We start from the raw sequence: 20,694 nt of genomic DNA on the forward strand, positions 1-20,694 counted from the left end.
AACCATCGGCCGGAGGCCGGTTGTGATTCGGACTACTGTCGGGAGGGAACTCCGCCCGGACCGGGCGGGCACAACGCGAAGGAGCGCCGGATATGAGCTTGGACGTCGTCTACACCATCTCCTCGACCGCCACCGGTGGCGGTCGCGACGGGCACGTGAAGTCGGCCACCGGCCGCATCGACCTGGACACCCGGCCCCCGAAGGAGATGGGCGGCAACGGCGAGGGCACCAACCCCGAGGAGCTGTTCTCGGCCGGCTACGCGGCGTGCTTCCTGGGTGCGATCCGCGCCGTGGGCCGCAACGAGAAGGTCGCCGTCCCGGACGACACCACCGTCGACGTCACGGTCGGCTTCGGCAAGACCGAGTCCGGCTTCGGCATCAACGCCGCCATCAAGGCCACGCTGCCCGGCCTCGCCCAGGCGGACGCCGAGGCCCTCGTCGCCAAGGCGCACCAGCTGTGCCCGTACTCGAACGCGACGCGGGGCAACATCGACGTCGACCTGACCACCGCGGTCTGATCGGCGCCTGAGCACGCTACTGCGGCCCGCCGCCCTGGGGCTCGTCTTCCTGGGCGGCGCGGCCGGCACCTTCGTCCGCGCCGAGGTGGGGCACTGGCTGCCGCACAGCCCCTTCGCCTGGTCCACCTTCACGGTGAACATGCTCGGCGCGTTCCTCCTCGGCGGCATCGTCGAGGCTCTGTCCCAGCGGCCCGACGACGAGCGGCACCGTCGCATCCGGTTGCTGCTCGGCACCGGCTTCTGCGGGGGCCTGACCACCTACAGCGCGTTCGCGCTGGACATCCACGACGCGGCCCCGGCCGTCGGCGCGCTGTACGCCGGTGCGACGGTGCTCCTCGGCCTCGTCGCGGCCCTCGCCGGGGCGGCGGTGACACGACGATGACGACCCTCCTGATCGCCGTCGGCGGGGGCCTCGGGGCCGTCCTGCGCTACCTCGTCGACGGTGCACTCCGCGCCCGCCTCTCCTTCTGGGCCACGGCGGCGATCAACGTCTCGGGCTCGTTCGTGCTCGGACTGCTCGCCGGAGCCGTCGCCGGGGGAGGGCTCGGCGGGACGGCGCTGGCGGTGCTGGGCACGGGCGTGTGCGGCGGCTACACGACCTTCAGTACCGCCACCGTCGAGACCCTGACGCTCCTGCGGGACAAGCACTACCGCGACGGTGCGTTGTACGGGCTGGTGACGCTCGGCGCGAGCGTCGTGGCGGTGTGGGGCGGCTACGCCCTCGGCGCGCTGTGACCTTCGGTGCGACTCTGCGATGCGTGTCCGGCGTTCCGTCGCCGACACGCACCGAGGATCGTCACGCGCCGTTGCGCTCGACCGCGTACCGGTACACCGGCCGGGTGAGCGCCAGCGAGATCAGCATCAGGAACATCACGATGAGGGCGCCCCACATGGGCAGGCCCGCCAGGGGTGCGCCGTTGTGGTCGACGCCGAAGCGGCTCACCGGATCGCTGTAGTCGCGTTCGTTGCCGAGCAGCACCGACGCGGCGGCGAGGAGGAAGCCCACGAACACTGCGAGGCCGTAGAGCACCGTCGCCCAGCGTTGTCCGAACAGCGCGAAGAGGCCGGTGAAGGCCATGGCCGCGACCACCACGAGCCCGGCGATCGCGATGACCAGGATGGTGATCGTGCGCACGCCCAGCGGCGACGAGGGGAAGTTCCCCGGGTAGCCCGTGGTGCCGAGCAGCGCCGAGCACTGGATGATCGCGGTGACGTACAGGGCGATGGCCCCCGCGCCCGCGGCGAGCGAGACGAGGACCCACAGCCACATCGCGCCGGGCCGGCGCACGCTCGCCACCGTCAGGCCAGCCGGGCCTTGACGGCGGACGAGAGCCGCTTGCCGTCGGCGGCGCCCGCGGCCTTCGCGTTGGCGACCTTCATGACCTGGCCCATCTGGCGCACCGTCGGCGCCTCGCCGAGCTCCGCGGTCACCTCGGCGATCGCGGCGTCGACGAGGGCGTTCAGCTCGTCGTCGCCGAGCTGCTTCGGCAGGTAGCGGGACATGACCTCGGCCTCGGCGCGCTCCTTGGCGGCCAGCTCGGCGCGGTCGTTCGCGTCGAAGATCTCGGCGGCCTCGCCGCGCTTCTTCACCTCGCGCGCGACCACCTTGAGGAACTCCTCGTCGGTCAGCGCGTGCGCCGTGCCGGAGGTCTCCTCGTTCTGGATCGCCGACAGCAGCATGCGCAGCGTGCCGGTGACCAGGACGTCCTTGGCCTTCATCGCGGTCTTGAGATCGTCGCGGATAGCGGCCTTCACTTCTGACATGACGTCCAAGTTACGCGGTGTGCGAGGGTGCGGCAGCTGAGTATCCTGGGGGAATGGCAGTTCATCCTCTTCTCAAGGCCGGCGCCGGGCTGGCGGGCGCGGGTGTCGCGTCCCTCGCCTACGCGGGAGTCTTCGAGCGCAACGCCTTCACGCTGCGTGAGCACACGCTGCCGATCCTGCCGCCGGGCACGCCCACGCTGCGGATCCTGCACATATCGGACCTGCACATGACGCCCGGTCAGCGGCTCAAGCAGGCCTGGGTGCACGAGCTCGCCGCACTCGAGCCGGACCTGGTGGTGAACACGGGCGACAACCTGTCGCACCCGCGGGCGGTCCCGTCGGTCGTGCAGACCTTGAACCCGCTGCTGGGCCGCCCGGGCCTGTTCGTCTTCGGTTCCAACGACTACTTCGGGCCCACGCCGAAGAACCCGGCGAAGTACTTCGACAAGGATCACGAGCGCAAGCACGGCGAGCCCCTGCCCTGGCAGGACCTGCGGGCCGCGTTCGCCGAGCGCGGCTGGCTGGACGCGACGCACCAGCGGCGGCGGCTCGAGGCCGGCGGGGTCACGATCCAGGTGGCGGGTGTCGACGATCCGCACATCGAGCGGGACCGGTACGAGACCATCGCCGGACGCGCCGACGAGTCCGTCGACCTGCGGCTCGCGCTCACCCACTCGCCGGAGCCGCGCGTGCTCGACCGGTTCGCCGACGACGGCTACGACCTCGCGCTCGCCGGCCACACGCACGGCGGGCAGCTGTGCCTGCCGGTGTACGGCGCCCTGATCACCAACTGCGGCCTCGACCGGTCGCGGGTGAAGGGCGCCTCCGCGTGGGGCGCGCACATGAAGCTGCACGTGAGCGCCGGGCTCGGCACGTCGCCGTGGGCGCCGTTCCGCACCTTCTGCCGCCCGGAGGCCTCGCTGCTCACCCTCGTCGGCGCGCCGGTGCGCGACCGGGAGGTGGAGCTCGGCCCCGTCATCGCCCCCGAGGCGGTGCAGGCCTGACCTGCGGATTTCCTGCCCGACGGTGGCTGTAGTAATCTATTGCAGGTTGTCACCACGGGGTGTGGCGCAGCTTGGTAGCGCGCTTCGTTCGGGACGAAGAGGTCGTGGGTTCGAATCCCGCCACCCCGACTCGTTGGTTGAGACGACAGCAGGGCCCCTGATCAGTGGAAACACTGGCCAGGGGCCTTACTTGTTCCTCGATGGCCCGGGCGTCGGGTCGTGTCGATGTAGGGGAAGAGCATGAACGCTGAACCCGAGCCCTTCCTGCGGATCAAGCTCACCGCAGACGGGGACGCGCCCTTCACTGTCATGTTCGAACCGAGCGGGATGACGTACGACCTCGGCGGCGGGCAGTTCATGCTGGCCGACGTCGTGAATCCCTATGGCAATGAACTCGAGATAGATCATTGGCAGGGCGGGGTCTCCGTCTGGGCACCCGGCGCGGTGATCACTCGCGATGCCGAGGGCGCGGAACTCCACAGGCTCAATTAGCGGAGGGATCGTCGTTCTTGGACGGTGGCGGGTAGCCGTCTTCGGCGGCACGCGAGAGCGTCTGCGGGTGATTGCGCTGTGGACGAGGTGCGTGCCCCTTGTCGAAGGTCCACCAGCGAACTCTGCGGACTGACGGACTGTGGCCGGGGTCGAGACGTAGATTGACGAAATGTCGGAGTCGTACAACCTCGCCAAAGGGGCGAATGTCAAGGTCGCGGACGTTTTCAGCGAAGCGGACGCGCGCATAGCGCTGACCATTGAAACGTGTGTTCCTCCTGGAATGGAACCGCTGACAACGGACGTGAGTGTCCTCATTCTGGGCGACGATGGGAAGGTCCGAACGAACGACGACATGATCTTCTACAACCAACCCGTCGGTGGTGACGGGACGGTTGAGCTGAAGACGTCGTCGTCCGAAGGGGAGGCGACCATTGAAGTCGACCTGGCCGCACTACCCGAATCAGTCGCTCGGATCTTGGTCGCAGCCAGTGTCGATACGGACGACGTTCGCTCCTTCGGCGAGGCCGAGGCTCTCCGCTTATCCGTCGGGGCAGCGAGCGAGACGTCGGATGCGAAGGTCGTCAGTGAACTGACCGGATTGACCGCCGAAACCGCTGTCATTTTCGGTGAGATCTACCGGCGTGATTCTGATTGGAAGATTCGAGCCGTCGGTCAGGGCTACGACCAGGGGCTGCGGGCCCTTGTCACCGAGTTCGGAGTCGACGTGGACGACCCGACCGACGAATCGGCGGCCGGCGATGAGGGCGAATCCGCTCCGGCGCCCCTTCCTGTTTCGGACATCGTGGCGGAATCAGCGACTTCGACTGGCGCGCGCGTCGCGCTGGCTCGCAAGCGCCGGCCGGTGACGAAGCTGCCTGATGATTGGCGCGAGCGTACCTGCCCGGGACTTCCCCTCGATCGCCACGCTGGTCCGTGGAGGTCCGCGCGCCTGTTTCCTACGGTGGGGATCAAGAGCGGGGCGGAGCAGGAAGGACGCACCACGTCGGTGCTGCTTTCCGTCATGGAGGCTGTCCCCGACTTCGGGCGAAGAATCGGCTCTCTCGTCGGAGCTCCTCGAGGCCGGATCGAGACGTTCACGGAAGTGGCGTTCTCCCTAGCAGGGCAGGATCTCCGGCCCGATGGCATCATCCGGATATCGCGCGGGGCGAACGAGTGGGTTGCGCTTGTAGAGGTGAAGACAGCAAAAGGAACGTTGAGCGCAGATCAGGTCGGCGGATACATCCAGCTGGCGCGATCGAAGGGGTTCAACGCGGTCGTCACGATCAGCTGCGATCTTCCGGCCGCGCGCGGAGAGATCCCTGTTCAGCTCGATGCGCGACCTCCCAAGTCCGTTGTGGTGTCTCATCTCTCGTGGGAGGAAGTCATCACTGAAGCCTCCATCCATCTCGCCGAGCAGGATTCCGATCGGACTCAAGCGCGAATCATGGAACAGTTCCTCGTCTACGCTGCTGACCCTCAATCCGGCATGTGGCAGTTCGGCGACATGGGGAGGCACTGGGTGAAGGTCCGCAATGGAATTGCGGACGGTACGTTGTCTGCCAACGACCCGGCGACGGTGGACGTGTGCTCTCGCTTCGATCAGCTGTGTCGTCACGTGGCGCTGCAGCTGAAGGCGTTGACCGGACAGACGGTGTCCTCCCAGATACCGGGTAGTCCGGCTGATGCGGTCAGCCGAGCCAAGCAGCTCGCCGACTCAGGCGAGTTGTTCGGCTCTGTGCGAATTCCCGGGGCGACCGGGCCGGTCGTCCTGAATGCGAACCTCGCTCGAACGCGGATCGGATGTGCGCAGGTGATTCCGGCGCCCCGTACCGGCCGGACGACGACGAAGGTGAACTGGCTCCTCCGCCAACTCGAGGAAGCCCCGCCGAAGTTGCGGATCACGGCGCACCATTTGGGGAGCCGCACCGACGTCACCTCTGCCATGCTCGAGAGCATCCGCGACGACCCTTCTGTCTTGATTCCACCTGGCGGGAAGGATATCCGCGAGTTCACGATCACCGCAGAGGCGTCCATGGGTTCGAAGCGCGCTGCTTCCGAGAACGGCTTTGTGAGCAGCTTCGTTGCCCTGGTGAACGCCTTCCATCGCGATGTGACCGAGGTGGTGAAGGCTCCTCGACAATGAGCCGTGCCTGAAGTCGTCGGTACCGTCGAGGCATGGGGACTTCGACGCCACCGTCCAGATCCGGTACTGCCGCCGCTTACGACCCGATCGCTGAGGCTTATGCGCAGGAGAACGCGACGAGCCTCCTCAACGAGTACTACAACCGGCCCGCGATCCGAGCACTGCTCGGCGACGTCGCAGGTAAGCACGTCCTCGATGCGGGCTGTGGATCCGGTCCGACCCTCGTCGACCTCGTCGAGGGTGGCGCGTCGGCGGTCGGCACCGACGGGAGCGCGGCGTTGATCGACATCGCCCGCGAGCGCGTCGGCGGCGACGTGGAGCTGCACGTCGCAGACCTGGCCCAGCCTATGCCCTTCGGCGACGCGGTCTTCGACGACGTGGTCTGCTCGCTCGCTCTGCACTACCTCGAGGACTGGAACGCCCCGCTCGCCGAGTTCCGCCGCGTGCTCAAGCCCGGTGGCCGAGTCATCCTCTCCGTGGAGCACCCGTTCGTCATGTTGTTCACCCAACTCCAGGCCGGTCACACGCCGAACTACTTCGACACTCGGCCGCGCACGGAGTCCGAGATGGCAGGGATCACCGGTGAGCTCACCTTCTGGGACCGATCGCTCGCCACGATGTTCCGGACGTTCGTCGAGAGCGGATTCCGCGTCACCCACATGGATGAACCCGGCCCCGCGCCCGAGGCGCTGGAGCGGTTCCCCGACTTCTTCGCGGACAAGGACGATCCGCGGTTCCTGGCGTTCCTGTTCGTCGTACTGGAGGCGTGACCTCGCTGTTGCGCAGGCTCGCCGCCACCGGCGAGCGCAGTCTGTCATCACGGTGTGGCGCAGTTCGGTAGCGCACCGAGCGCGGTGATCACCCGCGCCGCCGAGGGCACGGAGATCCTCCGACTGAGCTGGCGGCGGGACCGTCGTCGGGCTACTGCGCGTTGGGGCAGAGAGTCTCGTGCAGTGCTCGTTGTGTCGCGGGAGACGATGTCGCGGTGAACCGGCAGGTCGCTCGTCCATTGACGTAGAGCGCGTACAGGGGCTCGTCGCCGATGAGCCGGTTGGTGACTCGCACCTGCTCCTTGGTCGTGTCGCTCTTCGTTCGGTGCAGGACTTCCCGGTTCTGCTCACAGAGCAGCACGCGGTGCTTACCGACGGCGCCCGGTTGGAGCGTCGGGAGGAGCTGGTCCCAGTTCGTCTCGTCGAACTGCATCCGCCACGACGTCGTGAACTCCTCTTGCGACTTCCAGTCGGCGTCGCCCGCGTAGGCGGGCGAGGTCATCCGCTGCCAGTCCTTCTCGACCAGTCGGCTGAACGCGCCGTTCAATTCCTCGTACGAAGGGTTCTGCACGTCTCCGAGTGACGCGCAACTGGGGAGCCCTTCGTCATCTCCGGTGATGAGGCTGCAACTCGCACCTCCCAGTGCAATGGTGGCCACGATCAGTGCGGCCGACGATCGACGTCGCATGGTGGGAGTCTATCCAGTTCGTGAAAGGTGCATTCGGCGCGTGGCGCCTGGAAGTGTTCGCCGAGTCGGCTTGCTGCGAAACCTCCTCGACCAGGCACGACGACCGTGACACCATCGCTGTATGGCTGATGACCACACGCTGCTGAGATCCATCTCGCAGGCGAACCCGCGGGGCGCCGGCCAGGGGGACCTGCCGGCGCTGCTGCGTCGGTTCGCCGACACCGTCGAGGCGCTGGGCACCGTCGAGGTGGAGGACCTCGTGATGCACGACGAGATCACCGAGGACGGGAGCTGGCTCAGCTTCACGCTCTACTACTCGAAGCCGCGGCTCGCGGCGGTACCCAACGACTGACGCCGCGTGAATCCACCGCCGGCGGACGGATCCATCGGTGTGTCTGTTTCGTGAAGACGGTTGACGCGGATACCCCCAGGGGGTATAAATCCAAGTACCCTCAGGGGGTACCCGCACGACGGTGGATCCGCCGCGCACGCACACCGAAGGAGCACGTCATGGACCACAGCGCACACGCCGCCGCACCGTTCCCGCAAGGGCTGCAGACCGCGGAGCAGGGCTACCGCATCACCCCGGCGCTGACGATCATTGACGCCGGCCGCACCCGCGTCGAGTTCGCGATCCTCGGCCCCGACGACGCGCCGGTCACCGCCTTCGACGTGCAGCACGATCGAAAGCTGCACTTCATCGCCGTCCAGCGCGATACCAGTGGATTCCAGCACGTGCACCCCGTCATGGACGCGGCCGGCACCTGGTCGGTCGAGCTGGACCTGACGCCGGGCGTGTGGCGCTTCTTCGCCGACATCGCCCCGACGGCGCTCGGCGCGGGCATCGTCCTCGGCGCCGACGTCGCCGTTCCCGGCGACTACCGGCCCCGCGACCTGCTCGAGCGCCGCACCGTCTCGACGGTCGACGACTACGTCGTCACGCTCGACGGTGCGCTCCTGCCGGGCGAGGGGGCCGAGCTCCGCGCCCGCATCACCCGCGGCGGGATCCCCGTCACGGACCTGCAGCCGTACCTCGCCGCCTACGGCCACCTCGTCGCGCTGCGCGCCGGCGACCTCGCCTTCCTGCACGTCCACCCCGAGGGCGACCCGACGGACCCCGCCACCCCTGCCGGCCCGGATATCCGGTTCCACGCGATGGCCCCGTCGGCGGGCACGTACCGGCTGTTCCTCGACTTCCAGCACGCCGGCACCGTCCGGACCGCGGACTTCACGCTCGTCGCCGGCGAGCCCGCTCCGTCCGCGGCGTCGGAGGCGCCGGTCGACGGCGCGGAGCCCGTCGCGTACGGCGGCCCGCACAGCAGCCATCACGCCGCGCACCACCACTGACCCGCATCCACTACGTCGGCACCGAACTCAGGAGAGATACCGTGGGTCCCTTCGCGAACCGCGACTTCCGGCTGCTGTTCAGCGCGCAGATCGTCGCCCTGCTCGGCACTGGCCTGACCACCGTTGCGCTGGGCCTGCTCGCCTACGAGATCGCGGGCTCCTCGGCCGCAGTCGTGCTCGGCACCGCGCTCACGATCAAAATGGTGCTGTACGTGGTCATCGCGCCGCTCGCCGCGGCGTACGTCGACCGGCTCCCGCGGCGGGCGTTCCTGGTGGCGCTCGACGTCGTGCGCGCGGGCATCGTCCTCGCCCTGCCCTTCGTCACCGAGGTCTGGCAGATCTACGTGCTCATCGGCACGCTGCAGGCGGCGTCGGCGGCGTTCACGCCCACCTTCCAGGCCGTCATCCCCGACATCATCACCGACGAGCGCGATTACACCACGGCGCTGTCCGCGTCCCAGGTCGCCTACACGATGGAGAGCCTGGTCAGCCCCGTCGTCGCGGCGCTCGCGCTGCTACTCATCGACTTCGACGTCCTGTTCATCGGTACCGCAGTCGGATTCGTCGTCTCCGCATTCCTCGTCCTCCGGGCGACGGTGCCCGACGCGCGCCGCGCGCCCGCGGGCGGTCCCGCCGACCGGATCCTCTCCGGCGTCAGGCTGTTCGCGCGCACCCCGAGCCTGCGGGGCGTCTTCGCCGTGAACTTCGCGGTGGCCGCCGCCGGCTCGATCGTGGTGGTCAACACCGTCAATTACGTCCGCGATCGACTGGGCGGCAGCGAGTCCCAGGTCGCGTGGATGCTCGCCGCTTCCGGCGGCGGCACCCTGCTCGTGGCGCTGGCCGTCCCGCGCCTGCTGGACCGGTTCACCGAGCGGTCCGTGATGCTCACGGGCGCAGTGCTACTCACCGCCGCGGCGGGCGGCGCCGTCGCGATGGCCGCCGCCGACACCCCGTCGTGGGCGCTCACCGCGGCGGTCTGGTTCGCCAGCGGCGCCGGCTCCGCCATGGCGATCACCCCCACCGGCAAGGTGCTCCGCGCCGCGGCGGCGCCCAGCGACGTGGCCGCCGTCTTCGCCGCCCAGTTCTCCCTCTCGCACCTCGCCTGGCTCATCGCCTACCCGATCGCCGGCTGGGGCGCGAACCGTTTCGGGCTCGTCCCGGCCTGGGCGCTCCTCGCCGGAATCGCCGCCGCCGGAGCGATCCTCGCGCCCGCTCTGTGGCGCCGCGCGCCGGCGACGCTCCCCGTATCGGTGGGCACGGACCGGGACGCGACCGTCGCGGCACCGTCGGGCACGGGGGACCGGACGCCGGAGCGCGAGCCCGACCTGGTGCCCGGCAGCCCCGCCTGGCGGCACGCCGCCGCCGCGGGAGGCACGCTCACCGAATGCCAGTGCACCTGCGGGCAGGCCGCCTGACCGCCGCTCACCCGGCGGCGGTCACCAGGCCGCGACGAAACCCGCGAGAAGCACGGCGAAGGCTCCGATCTCGGCGACGATGAGCGCCACCATGAAACCCCGCACCCCGGGCGCGGGCGGCGCGAGCTGGTTCTCCGTGTCCCGACGCGCGCCGTGCCAGCAGTAGCTGGCGATCGCCGCGACGAAGAAGAACACCAGGATCGCGGCCGCGGTCAGGTCCACCCACTGCGGCCACGCGCTGAGCTCCACGAAGACCGCCGCCAGTGCGATGGCGAAGGAGTACAGCAGCGCGGCGCGGTGGGCGATGTCCACGTAGACGTGTGCGTGGTGCTCCGGGGAGGTCATGATCCCGTGGTACTTCCACACCCCGAGGGCCAGCGCCCACAGGAAGACGAGGCCGGAGGCGAGCAGCGTCAGCCGGGTGTCGAGGCCCAGCGCTGTGGCGTCGATCGTCATGCGTGCGCGCGGCCGAGGACCAGGGGCGACGTCGGGATCGGCACCCACGCGGGCGCCAGCATCCGGTCCTCCACCGTGGTCACCGCGAAACCCGCCCCGCTGATCAGCCCGACGGCGTCGCGGTGCGCATGGCAGTTCCCGAACAGCCGCGGCCAGACGGTGGCGTCCGCCGCCTTCTGCAGTCCCTCCAGCATCCCGCCCCGCGCGGCGACGTGCTCGAGGAAGCGGAGCTCGCCGTCGGGCCGGAGGAATCCGCGGACCTGCCGGACCGCGCCCTCGGGGTCGGGCAGCGAACACAGCACCAGGCTGAACACCACGGCGTCGAAGGGCTCCGCGGCGACGTACTCGTCGAGCCGCTCGGGCCGCACCTCGACGCGCTCATCCGCCACCGCAGACGCCTCCGAGCGCAGGGCGTCCTCGGGCTCCAGCGCGACCACCGTCGTGACCTCCGGCGGGTACAGCGCGAAGTTCGTGCCGGTGCCCGCGCCCACCTCCAGGACCCGGCCCGACAGCCCGGCCAGGTTGCGTCGCCGCAGCTCGGTCAGCAGCGGCGGCTCGTTGCGCACCAGCCGCGGCCACATCTTCACGAAGAACGAATCGCCCATGCTCCATCAGTACCCCATGGCCGCCGCCGCGGCGGCGTTCCGGTGGATGCGAGTACAGGGCGCGCGGCGTCGCCTGGTAAACCCAATGGAATGACCACCCCGGAGGTACCCGCGCAGTTCGCCCGCAGCGGCGGCGGCTTCGATTCGCTGCCCGCCGCGGAGGGCCGCTGGGCGCCCGGCACCCTGTCGGGGCCGGCGATCGCCGGCCTGCTCGCGCAGGTCCTCGATACCGAGTTCGGCGAGGGCCTCGTCGGAACCCGCTGGCACTGCGACATGTTCCGCATGGTCCGCTCCGGCCACCTCGACGTGCGCACCCGCCTGGTCCGCTCGGGCCGCCGCATCCGCGTCGCGGAGGCGGAGATCATCCAGAACGACAAGACCGTCGTCCGCGCCGCCGTCACCTTCTACCACCGGGCCCCGCAGCCCGACGGTGCCGTCTGGTCCGATCCGCACGTCCCCGCCCCGCCGCCGCCCGGCGGCCCACGCCTCGCGATGGCCGGCGGCAGCGGCGACTACGTCTCGTCGGACACCCCGGAGCATTGGGCCACCGCCGAGCGCAAGCGCGTCTGGACCCGCGGATGGCGCGTCCTGGACGGCGAGGAGACGACGCCCTTCGCCCGCGCCGCGATGGTCTCCGACTGCACCAACCTGGTGACCGGCATGGGCACCGGCGGCGTCGAGACCATCAACGGCGACGTCTCCATGGCCATCGCCCGCGCGCCCCGCGGCGACGAGATCGGGCTGGAGGCAGATCAGTTCGTCATCGTCGACGGCATCAGCATCTCCTCGGCCAGCATGTTCGACCGCGACGGCCGGTTCGGCGTCTGCACCGTCACCGGCATCGCCACCGGCTCCGCCGTCCACGGGCCCACGTCGTCATGAGCGTCGTCGTCAGCCGGCGCGGACCGGTCACCGTCGTCGAGATCGACCGGCCCGATGTGCGCAACGCCGTCGACCGCGCCACCGCCGAGGCCCTCGCCGACGCCTTCCGCGCCTTCGACGCCGACCCGGACGCCGCCGTCGCCGTGCTGCACGGGCGCGGCGGGACCTTCTGCGCGGGAGCCGATCTCAAGGCCGTCGCCGCCGGCACCCCGAACCGCGTAGAGCCCGACGGCGACGCGCCGATGGGCGTCTCGCGGATGCGGCTGAGCAAGCCCGTCATCGCGGCGATCGAGGGGCACGCCGTGGCCGGCGGCCTCGAACTCGCCATCTGGGCGGACCTCCGCGTCGCCGCGACCGACGCGGTCCTCGGCGTCTTCTGCCGCCGCTGGGGCGTGCCCCTCATCGACGGCGGCACCGTCCGCCTGCCGCGGCTCATCGGTGCGAGCCGCGCGATGGACCTCATCCTCACCGGGCGGCCCGTCGACGCGGCCGAGGCCGAGGCGATCGGCCTGGTCAACCGCACCGTCGAACCCGGAACGGCCCTGGAGGCCGCCGTCGAGCTGGGACGGCAGCTCGCCGGATTCCCGCAGACCTGCCTGCGCAACGATCGCCTCTCGATGCTCGACGGGGAGGCGGAGTCCGAGGCCGAGGCCCTCGCGATCGAGTACCGGTACGGACTCGCCTCCCTCGCCGACGGCGCCGTCGCGGGCGCCACCCGGTTCTCCGACGGTGCGGGGCGGCACGGCGCGTTCCGCGACGAAGGACCTGTGCGATAGCGACGATTCGTCGGGTAACGGACACGCAACGGTCACCTGTAATTCGTCACACCGGTCACAGCAGCCACCTACTGTGCAGGTGAACGGCCCGCTCGGGGCCGCGCAGAAGGGAACATCATGGGGCTCGCCGGCGTCCGCAGCGAACTCGACGATCTCACCACTCAGCTCACGACCATCGCCGCGTCCATCGGCCGGACCGGCGACGACCTCCAGATCGACGCCCGCAGCCTGCACGAGACCGGCTCGTGCGACGCGGTCAACTCCATCGCCCGCCGCCTCGACGACCAGGGGCTGCAGCTGCGCCGCCTGCAGGCGCGGATCACGAAGGTGGTCGACTCGCTCGCCTGATCAGCCCCGGCCGATCCGCATCGCGGCCAGCCACGCGCGGAAGTCCGCGTAGGCGGCGGTGAGCTCGTCCGCCGGCCAACCCGCCGGCCGCAGCTCCGGCGGGAGCAGCGGATCCCGGTACAGGTGTCGCACCACCGAGACCATCGTCAGGAAGCGCGCCTGCCCGTCGTCGCCGGCGTCGGCGATCGCGCCCAGCAGCGCGTGCCCGTGCCGGGACCATTCCGGCAGGTCCCACAGCGTGCGCGCCAGGTCGACGGGGTCGTCGTCCGGCCGCGCGGTGAAGCGCGCGGTCACCTGGCGCACCGTCGTCGGGAGCATGCGGTCGAGGTTCGCGGGCCGCATCCACACGCCCTCGCGCAGCTCTGCGAGGCGCAGTCGGGTCATCTCGGTGCGCAGCTCGGCGCGGTCGCCGGCGCTGCGCCCGCTGGTGGTGACGATCGCCGTCTCCCAGGTGCCGTCCCAGGGCAGTGTCACGGGGGAGTCGGTGCGTGCCTGGCGCCGGGCGAGACGGTCCGACAGCGCGTAGCGCCCGCCGTCGCGGACCAGATCACCGGCGGATACCATGCGCGACATCGCCGCTCGCGTCGTGGATTCGGAGACTCCGAACAGCCGCATCGCGGCCACGATCTCGCGACCCTCCAGCTCCGGCGGATGCGCGCCCAGCAGCAGGCTCAGCACGGCCGAGCGCGCCGAGACCGTGGTGGTGAGGGGCGTGGACATCGGCGTCGACGCTACACCGCGAGTGCGTGGTCGCCGGGTCAGCGGTGTGCGAGCCGGCGCCGTCGGTGGCCCTGCGGAACTGCAGGGGCGGGCGACGGTGCTGCGTGGTCGTGACTCTCGGATTCTGTCCGGTTCGGACAAGTGCGGTGCACGGGCGGCCGCGCCTCGGGTGCGTGCGGCTCGGCGGGCGATGTGCGGCGCCCGCCCTGGTCAGAGCGGTCGATCCGTCGGCGGTCTCCGGCGCGCGGCGGCGCATAGTGCACCGGCCACCGTGCCGTCGATGCAGGCTCCGTCGTCCCCCGCGCGGCGCCGAAAGGAGGCTCCGGCGTTCGCTCCCCTACGGAACGTCGTGCGTGAGGTGGGGGACCAGTCGTCCCCCGCGCGGCACCGATTCCCGCACGAGAAGCCAGCTCTCCCACGCCTAACGCCGATTCCCCCATGCCGGGCCGTGGGGGTTCAGTCGTCCCCCGCGCGGCGCCGATTCCCTCACCTGGCGCCAGCTCTCCCACGCTGAACGCCGATTCCCCGTGGCGTGCCGCGCGCCCTCAGCCGTCCCCCGCGCGGTGCCGCGCTGCTCGTCCGAATGTTCCAGACGTGAGACCTGGGCCGTGTCCGAATCGGACAGAATCCGAGAGCGGCGTGAGCGCCGAAGGCAAGGGCGCGGCCCCACGCCCCACGCCCCCGTCCCCCGCGGCACGGCGGGCGGTCGGGTGCTCGGTTGGGCCGCCCACCACGAGTTCATTGCATATCTGGTGCGACTGTCGCTGATATGCAACACTGGGGTGACGGCCCGGACGGGCCGCGCACCGTCGAACGAAGGAGCAGGCGTGCCGACCCATGACGTGACCAATCAGGCGCCGCCGCTGATCGGCTTCAACACCGCCGAGACCCCGATGATCGACGATGCGCTGCGGCGCGCCCACGTCGACGCTGCGCAGCTGGACGCGATCCACGCGCTCGGCGCGCTCGGCGGCACGGCCGAGGCCCTCGAATGGGGCGACCTGGCCGAGGCGCACCCGCCCGTCCTGAAGACGCACGACCGGTACGGCAACCGCGTCGACGAGGTGGTCTACGACCCGGCCTACCACCAGCTCATGAAGGTCTCCGTCGAGCACGGCCTGCACGCCGCGCCGTGGGCCGAGGCCGACCCGAACGCGCACCTGGTGCGCGCCGCCAAGTTCAGCGTCTGGGGTCACGTCGATGCCGGGCACGGTTGCCCGATCTCCATGACCTACGCCGTGGTGCCGGCCCTGCGCGCCAACGCCGAGCTCGCCGCGCAGTACGAGCCGCTGCTCACCGCGAAGGAGTACGACTTCGGCCTCCAGGCGCCGCTGGGCAAGCGCGGCCTCATCGCCGGCATGTCGATGACGGAGAAGCAAGGAGGCTCGGACGTGCGCGCGAACACCACGCGCGCGATCCCGCAATCCGATGGGACGTACCGGATCACGGGCCACAAGTGGTTCACGTCCGCGCCGATGTCGGACCTGTTCCTCACGCTCGCGCAGACCGAATCCGGCGTCTCCTGCTTCTTCATCCCGCGCGTGCTTCCCGATGGGACGCGCAACGTCTTCGCCCTGCAGCGGCTCAAGGACAAGCTCGGCAACCACTCCAATGCCAGCAGCGAGGTCGAGTACGACGACACCGTCGGCTGGCTCGTGGGCGAGGAGGGGCGGGGCGTCCGCACCATCGTGGAGATGGTCAACATGACGCGCCTCGACTGCGTGCTCGGTACCGCCACCGGCATGCGCGCCGGGCTCGCGCAGGCCGCGCACCACGCCGCGCACCGGAAGGCCTTCGGCGCCGACCTCATCGACCAGCCGCTCATGCGCAACGTGCTCGCCGACCTCGCCGTCGAGGCCGAGGGCGCCACCACCGCCGGGCTCTGGCTCGCCGGCCTCACCGACCGGTCCGTCGCCGGCGACGAGGACGCCTCCCTGCTGCGCCGGATCGCCCTGGCCGTCACCAAGTACCACGTCTGCAAGCGCGGCCCGATCCACGCCGCCGAGGCCCTGGAGTGCCTGGGCGGCAACGGCTACATCGAGGACTCGCGCATGCCGCGCCTGTACCGCGAGGCGCCGCTGCTCTCGGTCTGGGAGGGCTCCGGCAACGTCGCCGCCCTCGACGTGCTGCGCGCGATGGCCCGCGAGCCGCAGGCCGTCGCGGCCTTCTTCGCCGAGCTGGACGCCGCCACCGGCGCGGACACCGCGTACGACGAGGCGGTCGCGAAGCTCAAGGGCTCCTTCGGCGCACTGGACCTCACCGACCAGGTCGCGATGCAGTTCGGCGCGCGCCGCCTCGTCGGCGACATGGCCGCCGCGCTGCAGGGCTCGCTCCTGGTGCGCTACGGGCACCCCGCCGTCGCGGATGCCTACACCCGCACCCGCCTCGCGGGCGACCGCGGCGACGTCTTCGGCACCCTCCCGCAGGGCGTCGACACCGCCGCGATCCTCGACCGCGCTACGCCGAAGGTCGGCTGAAGGCTCCGGTGGGATCGACCGTCGCGCGCCCCGACCGATCGACGGTCGTGCGACCGGGCACGGCTCCCGGGTCCGTCGAACGGGGGACGACAACGCCGGCGAGACCCGCTTCAATGCGAGGCATGGAGAATTCCGCACCACGGCAACCGGATACGACGCACGGCCGTCGTTCGCCTGCATCGCAACTCCACCGATCACTGGGGCCCGCGTTGATCCTCGTCGGAGCCGTGCTCGCGGTGGCGTTCCCCGATCTCAGATTTCTGTGGTTCCAGGGGCGACCACTGGGGCTTCTCCTCGTGATCATCGGTCTGTGGGAGACCGTTTCGACGTTCCGAGCGTCGCGCTGACGCTCCCGAGTCATGAGGTCAATATCGGCCACATCGCCGGAGCGATGACGTCCTTGAGCTCAGCCCACGGGACGGTGATCCCTCGGTAGTCGCCTTCGGCGTGCGATACACCGGCGAACACGACGAGCCCGTCCGTGCCGGGGATCCAATCGGCCATGTCGCGCGCCGGGTCCGAGAGGAAGGGGACGGTCCCGACCGCGGCCGCGTGTTGCTTCACCAGCGCGGCGAGCCGTGCCAGCCCGGCGTCCGGGGTGGCGAACAGATCCGTGAGCAGCACGGGGCGCGCGGTCTCCGTCGCGATGACGACCGTGCCGATCAGGGTGGTCGGGTGGGCCCCACGCGAGATGTAGGTGCTCGTCAGGAGTACGCCCGCGACCACGCCCGGCCCGAGACGGGTGACGCCGGAACGACGCCCGTCCGCCAGGCTCCCGTCCCGGACAGTCATCGTCCCCTGGATCCGATCGGGGAGCTTCAGCTGTGGTTCGAGCGATGCTCGCATCGACGAGTTGAACCGTTCGGCGACCGCGGGCGACCCGCCGCTCACCGTCGGAATCCCGACGTCGAAGGTCACCGGGCCGTCCGTGCCGGTGCGCCGCTCCGTGCCCGCGGCGTACCCATCGCGGGCGGGCACGGTCGCCGCCGACGCGGGCGAGGTCGTGGACGGGCCGGCGGAGACCACCACAGAACCGGCGGAGGCACCGGTCGTGCCGGCGGGCTCGGCCGGGCGGTCCCCGCACGCCGTCACCACGGTCACCGTCGCGACGACGACCAGGCCCGCGACCCACCGGCGCGCGAGCATCGTCAGTTGCCCGGGGGCTCCGGCGCCGGGGTCTCCACCGGGCCGCCGCCGCGGCCGCCCGCGCCGGGGATGGTGAACTGGCCGAAGCCCGGGATGGTGATGGTGGTGCCGCCCGGCCCCGTCTGCACGCCCGGCGCCGACGGGTTCGACGGTGCCGGCGCGATCCCGTTCGACAGGTTCAGCGTGATCGTCGAGCCGGGCTGGCTGAACCCCGACGGCGACGTCGAGACGACGGTGCCGTTGGCCGCGGAGTTGTTGACCCACGCCACCGTGGTCTTGAAGCCCGCCGCCTCGACGCGGGACTTCGCCGCCGCCTGCGTGAGCCCGATGACGTTGGGGATCTTGCCGGGGCCGAAGCCGTCCTTGTACTTCGGGTCCACGGGCGGCAGGGAGATCGGGCCGTAGATCGTCGAGATCGGCTTGAGCGCGGTGTACCAGGCCGTCGCCGGCTCGTTGCCGCCGTAGACGTTGCCGTCGCCGCACGGGCGCAGCGGGCTCGTGCAGATGGGCCCGGGGGAGTTGCCGTCGTTGTAGACGTAGCTGGCACCGGCGTACTGGTTCGTGTACGCGAGGAAGGCCGAGGAGCGGAAGGTCTCGGTGGTGCCCGTCTTGCCGGACAGCGGCAGCGTCCAGCCCGCGCGCGAGGCCGCACCGGCCGACGTGCCCGCGCCGCGGTCGTCGGCGCTGAGCGCGTTGGCGAGGGTGTTCGCGAGGCCCTTCTCGATGACCTGCTCGCACTTCTCCGACTTGTAGGGCACCGGCGTGGTCTCCGGCTTCCCGTCGGGCCCGACGGTCTGGATGCCGTCACTGTTGCGCTTGGGCTGCGTGATCGACTGGATCGGGTTCGCCGGGCACCAGACGCCGCCCGAGGCCAGCGTGGCCGAGACGTTGGTCAGCTCCAGCGCGCTCACCGCGGTCGGGCCGAGCGTGAACGACGCGAGGTTCTGCTTCTTGAACATGTCGGCGAGGCTGTCGTTGCCGAAGCCCGAGCTGCCGGGCTGGGTGTACGAGCGCAGGCCGAGCTTGACCGCCATGTCGACGACCGGGGTCACGCCCACCTGCTCGATCAGCTTGATGAACGGGGTGTTCGGCGACGTGGCGAGGGCCTGCGTCAGCGACATCGAGTACGGGTAGGGGCCGGCGTTCTTCACGCAGTAGGAGTCCGACGGACAACCGGCGTAACCACCGTGCCCCATACCCTTGACCTGCACCGTGGACGGGACCGTCACGTTGGTGTCCAGGCCCATGCCCTTCTCCATCGCCGCCGCGACGGTGAAGATCTTGAAGGTCGAGCCCGCGCCGTCGCCGACCTGGGCGAAGGGCTCGGGCTGGACGGTCTGCCGCTTGCCCACGTCCAGGCCGTAGACCCGCGAGGAGTTCATCGCGACGATGTCGTGCGAGGTCTCGCCCGGCTTGATCACGTTCATGACCTGCGCGACGTTCGACAGGGTCGGGCTGGCGGTGGCGTTGAGCGCGGCCTGCACCGAGTCCTGCACCCGCGGGTCGAGCGTGGTGCGGATCGTGTAGCCGCCGCGCATCACCGTCTCCTTGGGGATGCCCGCCTCGGAGAGGTACTGCAGCACGTAGTCGCAGAAGTAGCCGCGGTTCGCGACCGCCGAGATGCAGCCGCCCGGGAGGGTGTTGGGGCGCGGCAGCACGCCGAGCGGCGTCCGCTTCGCGGCCTCGTACTCCGCCGCCTTGTCCGGGAAGTTCGCGACGAGGGTGTCGAGCACCGTGTTGCGCCGCTCGATCACGCCCTGCGCGTTGGCGTACGGGTTGAGCGACGAGCTCGACTGCACCATCCCGGCGAGCATCGCCGACTCCTGGATGTTCAGCTGCGAGGCGCGCTTGCCGAAGTAGGTCTGCGCGGCCACCTCGATGCCGTAGGCGCCGTTGCCGAAGGGGACCAGGTTGAGGTATCGCGCCAGGATCTGCTCCTTGGCGATCACCTTGGCCTTGGCGTCGTCGACCCCGTGCTCCTGCTTGGCGCGCTCGGTGAGCGTGCGCTCGAGGGTGAGCGCCATCCGCACCTCGCGGAGCTTGCGGGCCGGGGTGGTGGCGACCGCCGCGCGTCGGTCCGCGTCCGACTTCGCGAGGACGAGCAGCTGGTAGTTCTTGATGTACTGCTGATCCAGCGTGGACGCGCCCTGCTGCACCTCGCCCGCGGACTGGTTCTTGAGGAAGGCGCGCACGGTGCCCTGGTAGTCGACGCCGTCGTGCTCCATGAAGCGCTTGTCCTCGATCGAGATGATCGAGCGCACCATGTCGGGCGAGATCTGATCGAACGGGACCTGCACGCGGCGCTGGTCGTACAGGTAGGCCATGGGCGCGCCGGTCGAGTCGGCGACCGTCGTGACCTCCGGGACCTGGCCCTCCAGCAGCTCGGAACTGATGTTGTCGACGGTATCCGCGGCGCGGTTCGAGATCAGGCCGAGCCCGCCGACGTAGGGGAACAGGACGCCGGCGACCAGCAGTCCGGCCAGCAGGACGCAGCCGGCCAGCTTCGCGATCACTCCGGGTTTCGACACGGTCACCAGGATACGTGCCGACCCGCCGTGAACCCCGGTCCCGACGCGCCGACCAGGCGATCGGTACGGGCGTGCTGGATTTCTTGGACCACTGTTCGATTTCCCTCGGCCCTCGACTTGTGTCCGTCGTGTGATTCAGGTAACACTATTGCAGACGATGTGGCGAGCACCTCGATCGGCCCCCCGCACACCTCCGGGATGGGCCGTCACCGGGTCCGGGCCGCACCACGCGAAAGGGGAGTCACATGACAAGTGCACGCGTTCTGGTCGACGACGAAGACCGCCTGGTTTGGGTTTCCAAGGCCAAGTGTCGCGAGGTCGATCCCGACGAGTTGTTCGTCCGCGGCGCCGCGCAGCGCAAGGTCGCCACCATTTGTCGTCACTGCCCCGTCCAGCTCGAGTGCGGCGCCGATGCGCTCGACAGCCGCGTCGAGTTCGGCGTCTGGGGCGGCATGACCGAGCGTCAGCGCCGCGCCCTCCTCCGCCAGCACCCCGAGGTCACCAGCTGGCGCTCCTTCTTCGAAGCCCAGCGCGACCGCAAGCGCGTCGCCGCGGGCTGATTCCCCGGCTCCCGTCCGGGAGTGACCAGGGCCTCGTACCGTTCGACGGTGCGGG

23 protein-coding genes and 1 tRNA gene are annotated in these 20,694 nt (G+C 70.3%); 16 read left to right on the forward strand and 8 right to left on the reverse strand.

Annotated elements, in window-relative coordinates; genetic code table 11:
- Positions 1-92: 92 nt before the first annotated feature.
- Genes WFK95_RS11720 through WFK95_RS11730 form a run of 3 tightly spaced genes read left to right on the forward strand, consistent with a single transcriptional unit; the run spans position 93 to position 1,253 of the window.
- Positions 93-518, forward strand: coding sequence for an organic hydroperoxide resistance protein (locus WFK95_RS11720; protein WP_068525953.1), 426 nt, complete (start codon positions 93-95; stop codon positions 516-518).
- Positions 519-567: 49 nt separating this feature from the next.
- The gene (locus WFK95_RS11725; protein WP_336671055.1) at positions 568-900 is read left to right on the forward strand and encodes a fluoride efflux transporter FluC; all 333 of its coding nucleotides are present in this window, start codon (positions 568-570) and stop codon (positions 898-900) included.
- Positions 897-1,253 carry a fluoride efflux transporter FluC gene (locus tag WFK95_RS11730; RefSeq protein ID WP_224648245.1) on the forward strand — a complete coding sequence of 119 codons (357 nt, stop codon included), beginning with the start codon at positions 897-899 and terminating at the stop codon, positions 1,251-1,253. Before WFK95_RS11725 ends, WFK95_RS11730 begins: the two co-directional genes overlap by 4 nt.
- A 61-nt stretch (positions 1,254-1,314) precedes the next feature.
- Here the strand turns inward: WFK95_RS11730 and WFK95_RS11735 are convergent, their stop codons facing one another.
- Both WFK95_RS11735 and WFK95_RS11740 read right to left on the reverse strand, forming a co-directional pair.
- A complete protein-coding gene (locus tag WFK95_RS11735; RefSeq protein ID WP_224648247.1) occupies positions 1,315-1,806 on the reverse strand; it encodes a hypothetical protein in 492 nt (163 codons plus the stop codon).
- A gap of 11 nt (positions 1,807-1,817) precedes the next feature.
- Positions 1,818-2,282, reverse strand: a complete 465-nt coding sequence (locus tag WFK95_RS11740; RefSeq protein ID WP_224648249.1) for a GatB/YqeY domain-containing protein — start codon at positions 2,280-2,282, stop codon at positions 1,818-1,820.
- A 53-nt stretch (positions 2,283-2,335) separates the two neighbouring features.
- Here WFK95_RS11740 and WFK95_RS11745 point away from each other — a divergent pair, with 53 nt between their 5' ends.
- From WFK95_RS11745 to WFK95_RS11765, 5 genes are all read left to right on the forward strand, one after another.
- The gene (locus tag WFK95_RS11745) at positions 2,336-3,286 is read left to right on the forward strand and encodes a metallophosphoesterase (protein ID WP_224648251.1); all 951 of its coding nucleotides are present in this window, start codon (positions 2,336-2,338) and stop codon (positions 3,284-3,286) included.
- A 55-nt stretch (positions 3,287-3,341) separates the two neighbouring features.
- Positions 3,342-3,415 (forward strand) — tRNA-Pro (locus WFK95_RS11750).
- 111 nt (positions 3,416-3,526) lie between these two features.
- A complete protein-coding gene (locus WFK95_RS11755) occupies positions 3,527-3,778 on the forward strand; it encodes a hypothetical protein (RefSeq protein WP_336670820.1) in 252 nt (83 codons plus the stop codon).
- 169 nt (positions 3,779-3,947) lie between these two features.
- Positions 3,948-5,921 carry a TerD family protein gene (locus WFK95_RS11760; protein WP_336670822.1) on the forward strand — a complete coding sequence of 658 codons (1,974 nt, stop codon included), beginning with the start codon at positions 3,948-3,950 and terminating at the stop codon, positions 5,919-5,921.
- A gap of 32 nt (positions 5,922-5,953) precedes the next feature.
- On the forward strand, positions 5,954-6,691 hold the full coding sequence (locus WFK95_RS11765) for a class I SAM-dependent methyltransferase (protein ID WP_336670824.1): 738 nt from the start codon (positions 5,954-5,956) through the stop codon (positions 6,689-6,691).
- 151 nt (positions 6,692-6,842) lie between these two features.
- On the opposite strand, the gene WFK95_RS11770 is transcribed toward WFK95_RS11765, so the two are convergent.
- Complete coding sequence (locus WFK95_RS11770) at positions 6,843-7,379, reverse strand: hypothetical protein (protein WP_336670826.1); 537 nt, start codon at positions 7,377-7,379, stop codon at positions 6,843-6,845.
- A gap of 121 nt (positions 7,380-7,500) precedes the next feature.
- On the opposite strand from WFK95_RS11770, the gene WFK95_RS11775 reads away from it, so the two are divergent.
- The 3 genes from WFK95_RS11775 to WFK95_RS11785 all read left to right on the forward strand — a co-directional run bounded on the left by WFK95_RS11775 (position 7,501) and on the right by WFK95_RS11785 (position 10,141).
- Positions 7,501-7,731 carry a hypothetical protein gene (locus WFK95_RS11775; protein WP_224648262.1) on the forward strand — a complete coding sequence of 77 codons (231 nt, stop codon included), beginning with the start codon at positions 7,501-7,503 and terminating at the stop codon, positions 7,729-7,731.
- 158 nt (positions 7,732-7,889) lie between these two features.
- Positions 7,890-8,726 carry a hypothetical protein gene (locus WFK95_RS11780; RefSeq protein ID WP_336670828.1) on the forward strand — a complete coding sequence of 279 codons (837 nt, stop codon included), beginning with the start codon at positions 7,890-7,892 and terminating at the stop codon, positions 8,724-8,726.
- Between the two features lie 41 nt (positions 8,727-8,767).
- A complete protein-coding gene (locus tag WFK95_RS11785) occupies positions 8,768-10,141 on the forward strand; it encodes an MFS transporter (RefSeq protein ID WP_336670830.1) in 1,374 nt (457 codons plus the stop codon).
- Positions 10,142-10,162: 21 nt separating this feature from the next.
- On the opposite strand, the gene WFK95_RS11790 is transcribed toward WFK95_RS11785, so the two are convergent.
- Together WFK95_RS11790 and WFK95_RS11795 are read right to left on the reverse strand one after the other, a co-directional pair.
- Entirely contained in the window at positions 10,163-10,597 is a 435-nt protein-coding gene (locus WFK95_RS11790; RefSeq protein ID WP_224648268.1) for a hypothetical protein, read from the reverse strand.
- Positions 10,594-11,202 (reverse strand): class I SAM-dependent methyltransferase, encoded by a 609-nt coding sequence (locus WFK95_RS11795; protein WP_224648270.1) that lies wholly within the window; start codon positions 11,200-11,202, stop codon positions 10,594-10,596. The genes WFK95_RS11790 and WFK95_RS11795 overlap by 4 nt, the downstream gene beginning before the upstream one ends.
- A gap of 90 nt (positions 11,203-11,292) precedes the next feature.
- Here WFK95_RS11795 and WFK95_RS11800 point away from each other — a divergent pair, with 90 nt between their 5' ends.
- The 3 genes from WFK95_RS11800 (at position 11,293) to WFK95_RS11810 (ending at position 13,208) form a co-directional block, all read left to right on the forward strand.
- Positions 11,293-12,084 carry an acyl-CoA thioesterase domain-containing protein gene (locus WFK95_RS11800; RefSeq protein ID WP_224648272.1) on the forward strand — a complete coding sequence of 264 codons (792 nt, stop codon included), beginning with the start codon at positions 11,293-11,295 and terminating at the stop codon, positions 12,082-12,084.
- A complete protein-coding gene (locus WFK95_RS11805) occupies positions 12,081-12,860 on the forward strand; it encodes a crotonase/enoyl-CoA hydratase family protein (protein ID WP_336670832.1) in 780 nt (259 codons plus the stop codon). Before WFK95_RS11800 ends, WFK95_RS11805 begins: the two co-directional genes overlap by 4 nt.
- A 117-nt stretch (positions 12,861-12,977) precedes the next feature.
- On the forward strand, positions 12,978-13,208 hold the full coding sequence (locus WFK95_RS11810; RefSeq protein WP_224648277.1) for a hypothetical protein: 231 nt from the start codon (positions 12,978-12,980) through the stop codon (positions 13,206-13,208).
- Here WFK95_RS11810 and WFK95_RS11815 read toward each other — a convergent pair whose 3' ends face one another.
- Positions 13,209-13,928, reverse strand: a complete 720-nt coding sequence (locus WFK95_RS11815) for a PaaX family transcriptional regulator (RefSeq protein ID WP_336670834.1) — start codon at positions 13,926-13,928, stop codon at positions 13,209-13,211. It lies immediately after the preceding gene.
- An 827-nt stretch (positions 13,929-14,755) separates the two neighbouring features.
- Here WFK95_RS11815 and WFK95_RS11820 point away from each other — a divergent pair.
- A complete protein-coding gene (locus WFK95_RS11820) occupies positions 14,756-16,405 on the forward strand; it encodes an acyl-CoA dehydrogenase family protein (protein ID WP_336670836.1) in 1,650 nt (549 codons plus the stop codon).
- A gap of 357 nt (positions 16,406-16,762) precedes the next feature.
- Here the strand turns inward: WFK95_RS11820 and WFK95_RS11825 are convergent, their stop codons facing one another.
- Complete coding sequence (locus WFK95_RS11825; RefSeq protein ID WP_336670838.1) at positions 16,763-17,551, reverse strand: hypothetical protein; 789 nt, start codon at positions 17,549-17,551, stop codon at positions 16,763-16,765.
- Between the two features lie 2 nt (positions 17,552-17,553).
- Positions 17,554-20,079 carry a penicillin-binding protein gene (locus WFK95_RS11830; protein ID WP_336670839.1) on the reverse strand — a complete coding sequence of 842 codons (2,526 nt, stop codon included), beginning with the start codon at positions 20,077-20,079 and terminating at the stop codon, positions 17,554-17,556.
- A 245-nt stretch (positions 20,080-20,324) separates the two neighbouring features.
- Here WFK95_RS11830 and WFK95_RS11835 point away from each other — a divergent pair, with 245 nt between their 5' ends.
- The gene (locus WFK95_RS11835; RefSeq protein WP_224650628.1) at positions 20,325-20,639 is read left to right on the forward strand and encodes a WhiB family transcriptional regulator; all 315 of its coding nucleotides are present in this window, start codon (positions 20,325-20,327) and stop codon (positions 20,637-20,639) included.
- The last annotated feature ends 55 nt before the right edge of the window (positions 20,640-20,694 follow it).

The sequence above is a fragment of the Tsukamurella sp. USMM236 genome (genome assembly GCF_037148755.1).
In the GTDB taxonomy this organism is placed as follows: Bacteria; Actinomycetota; Actinomycetes; order Mycobacteriales; family Mycobacteriaceae; genus Tsukamurella.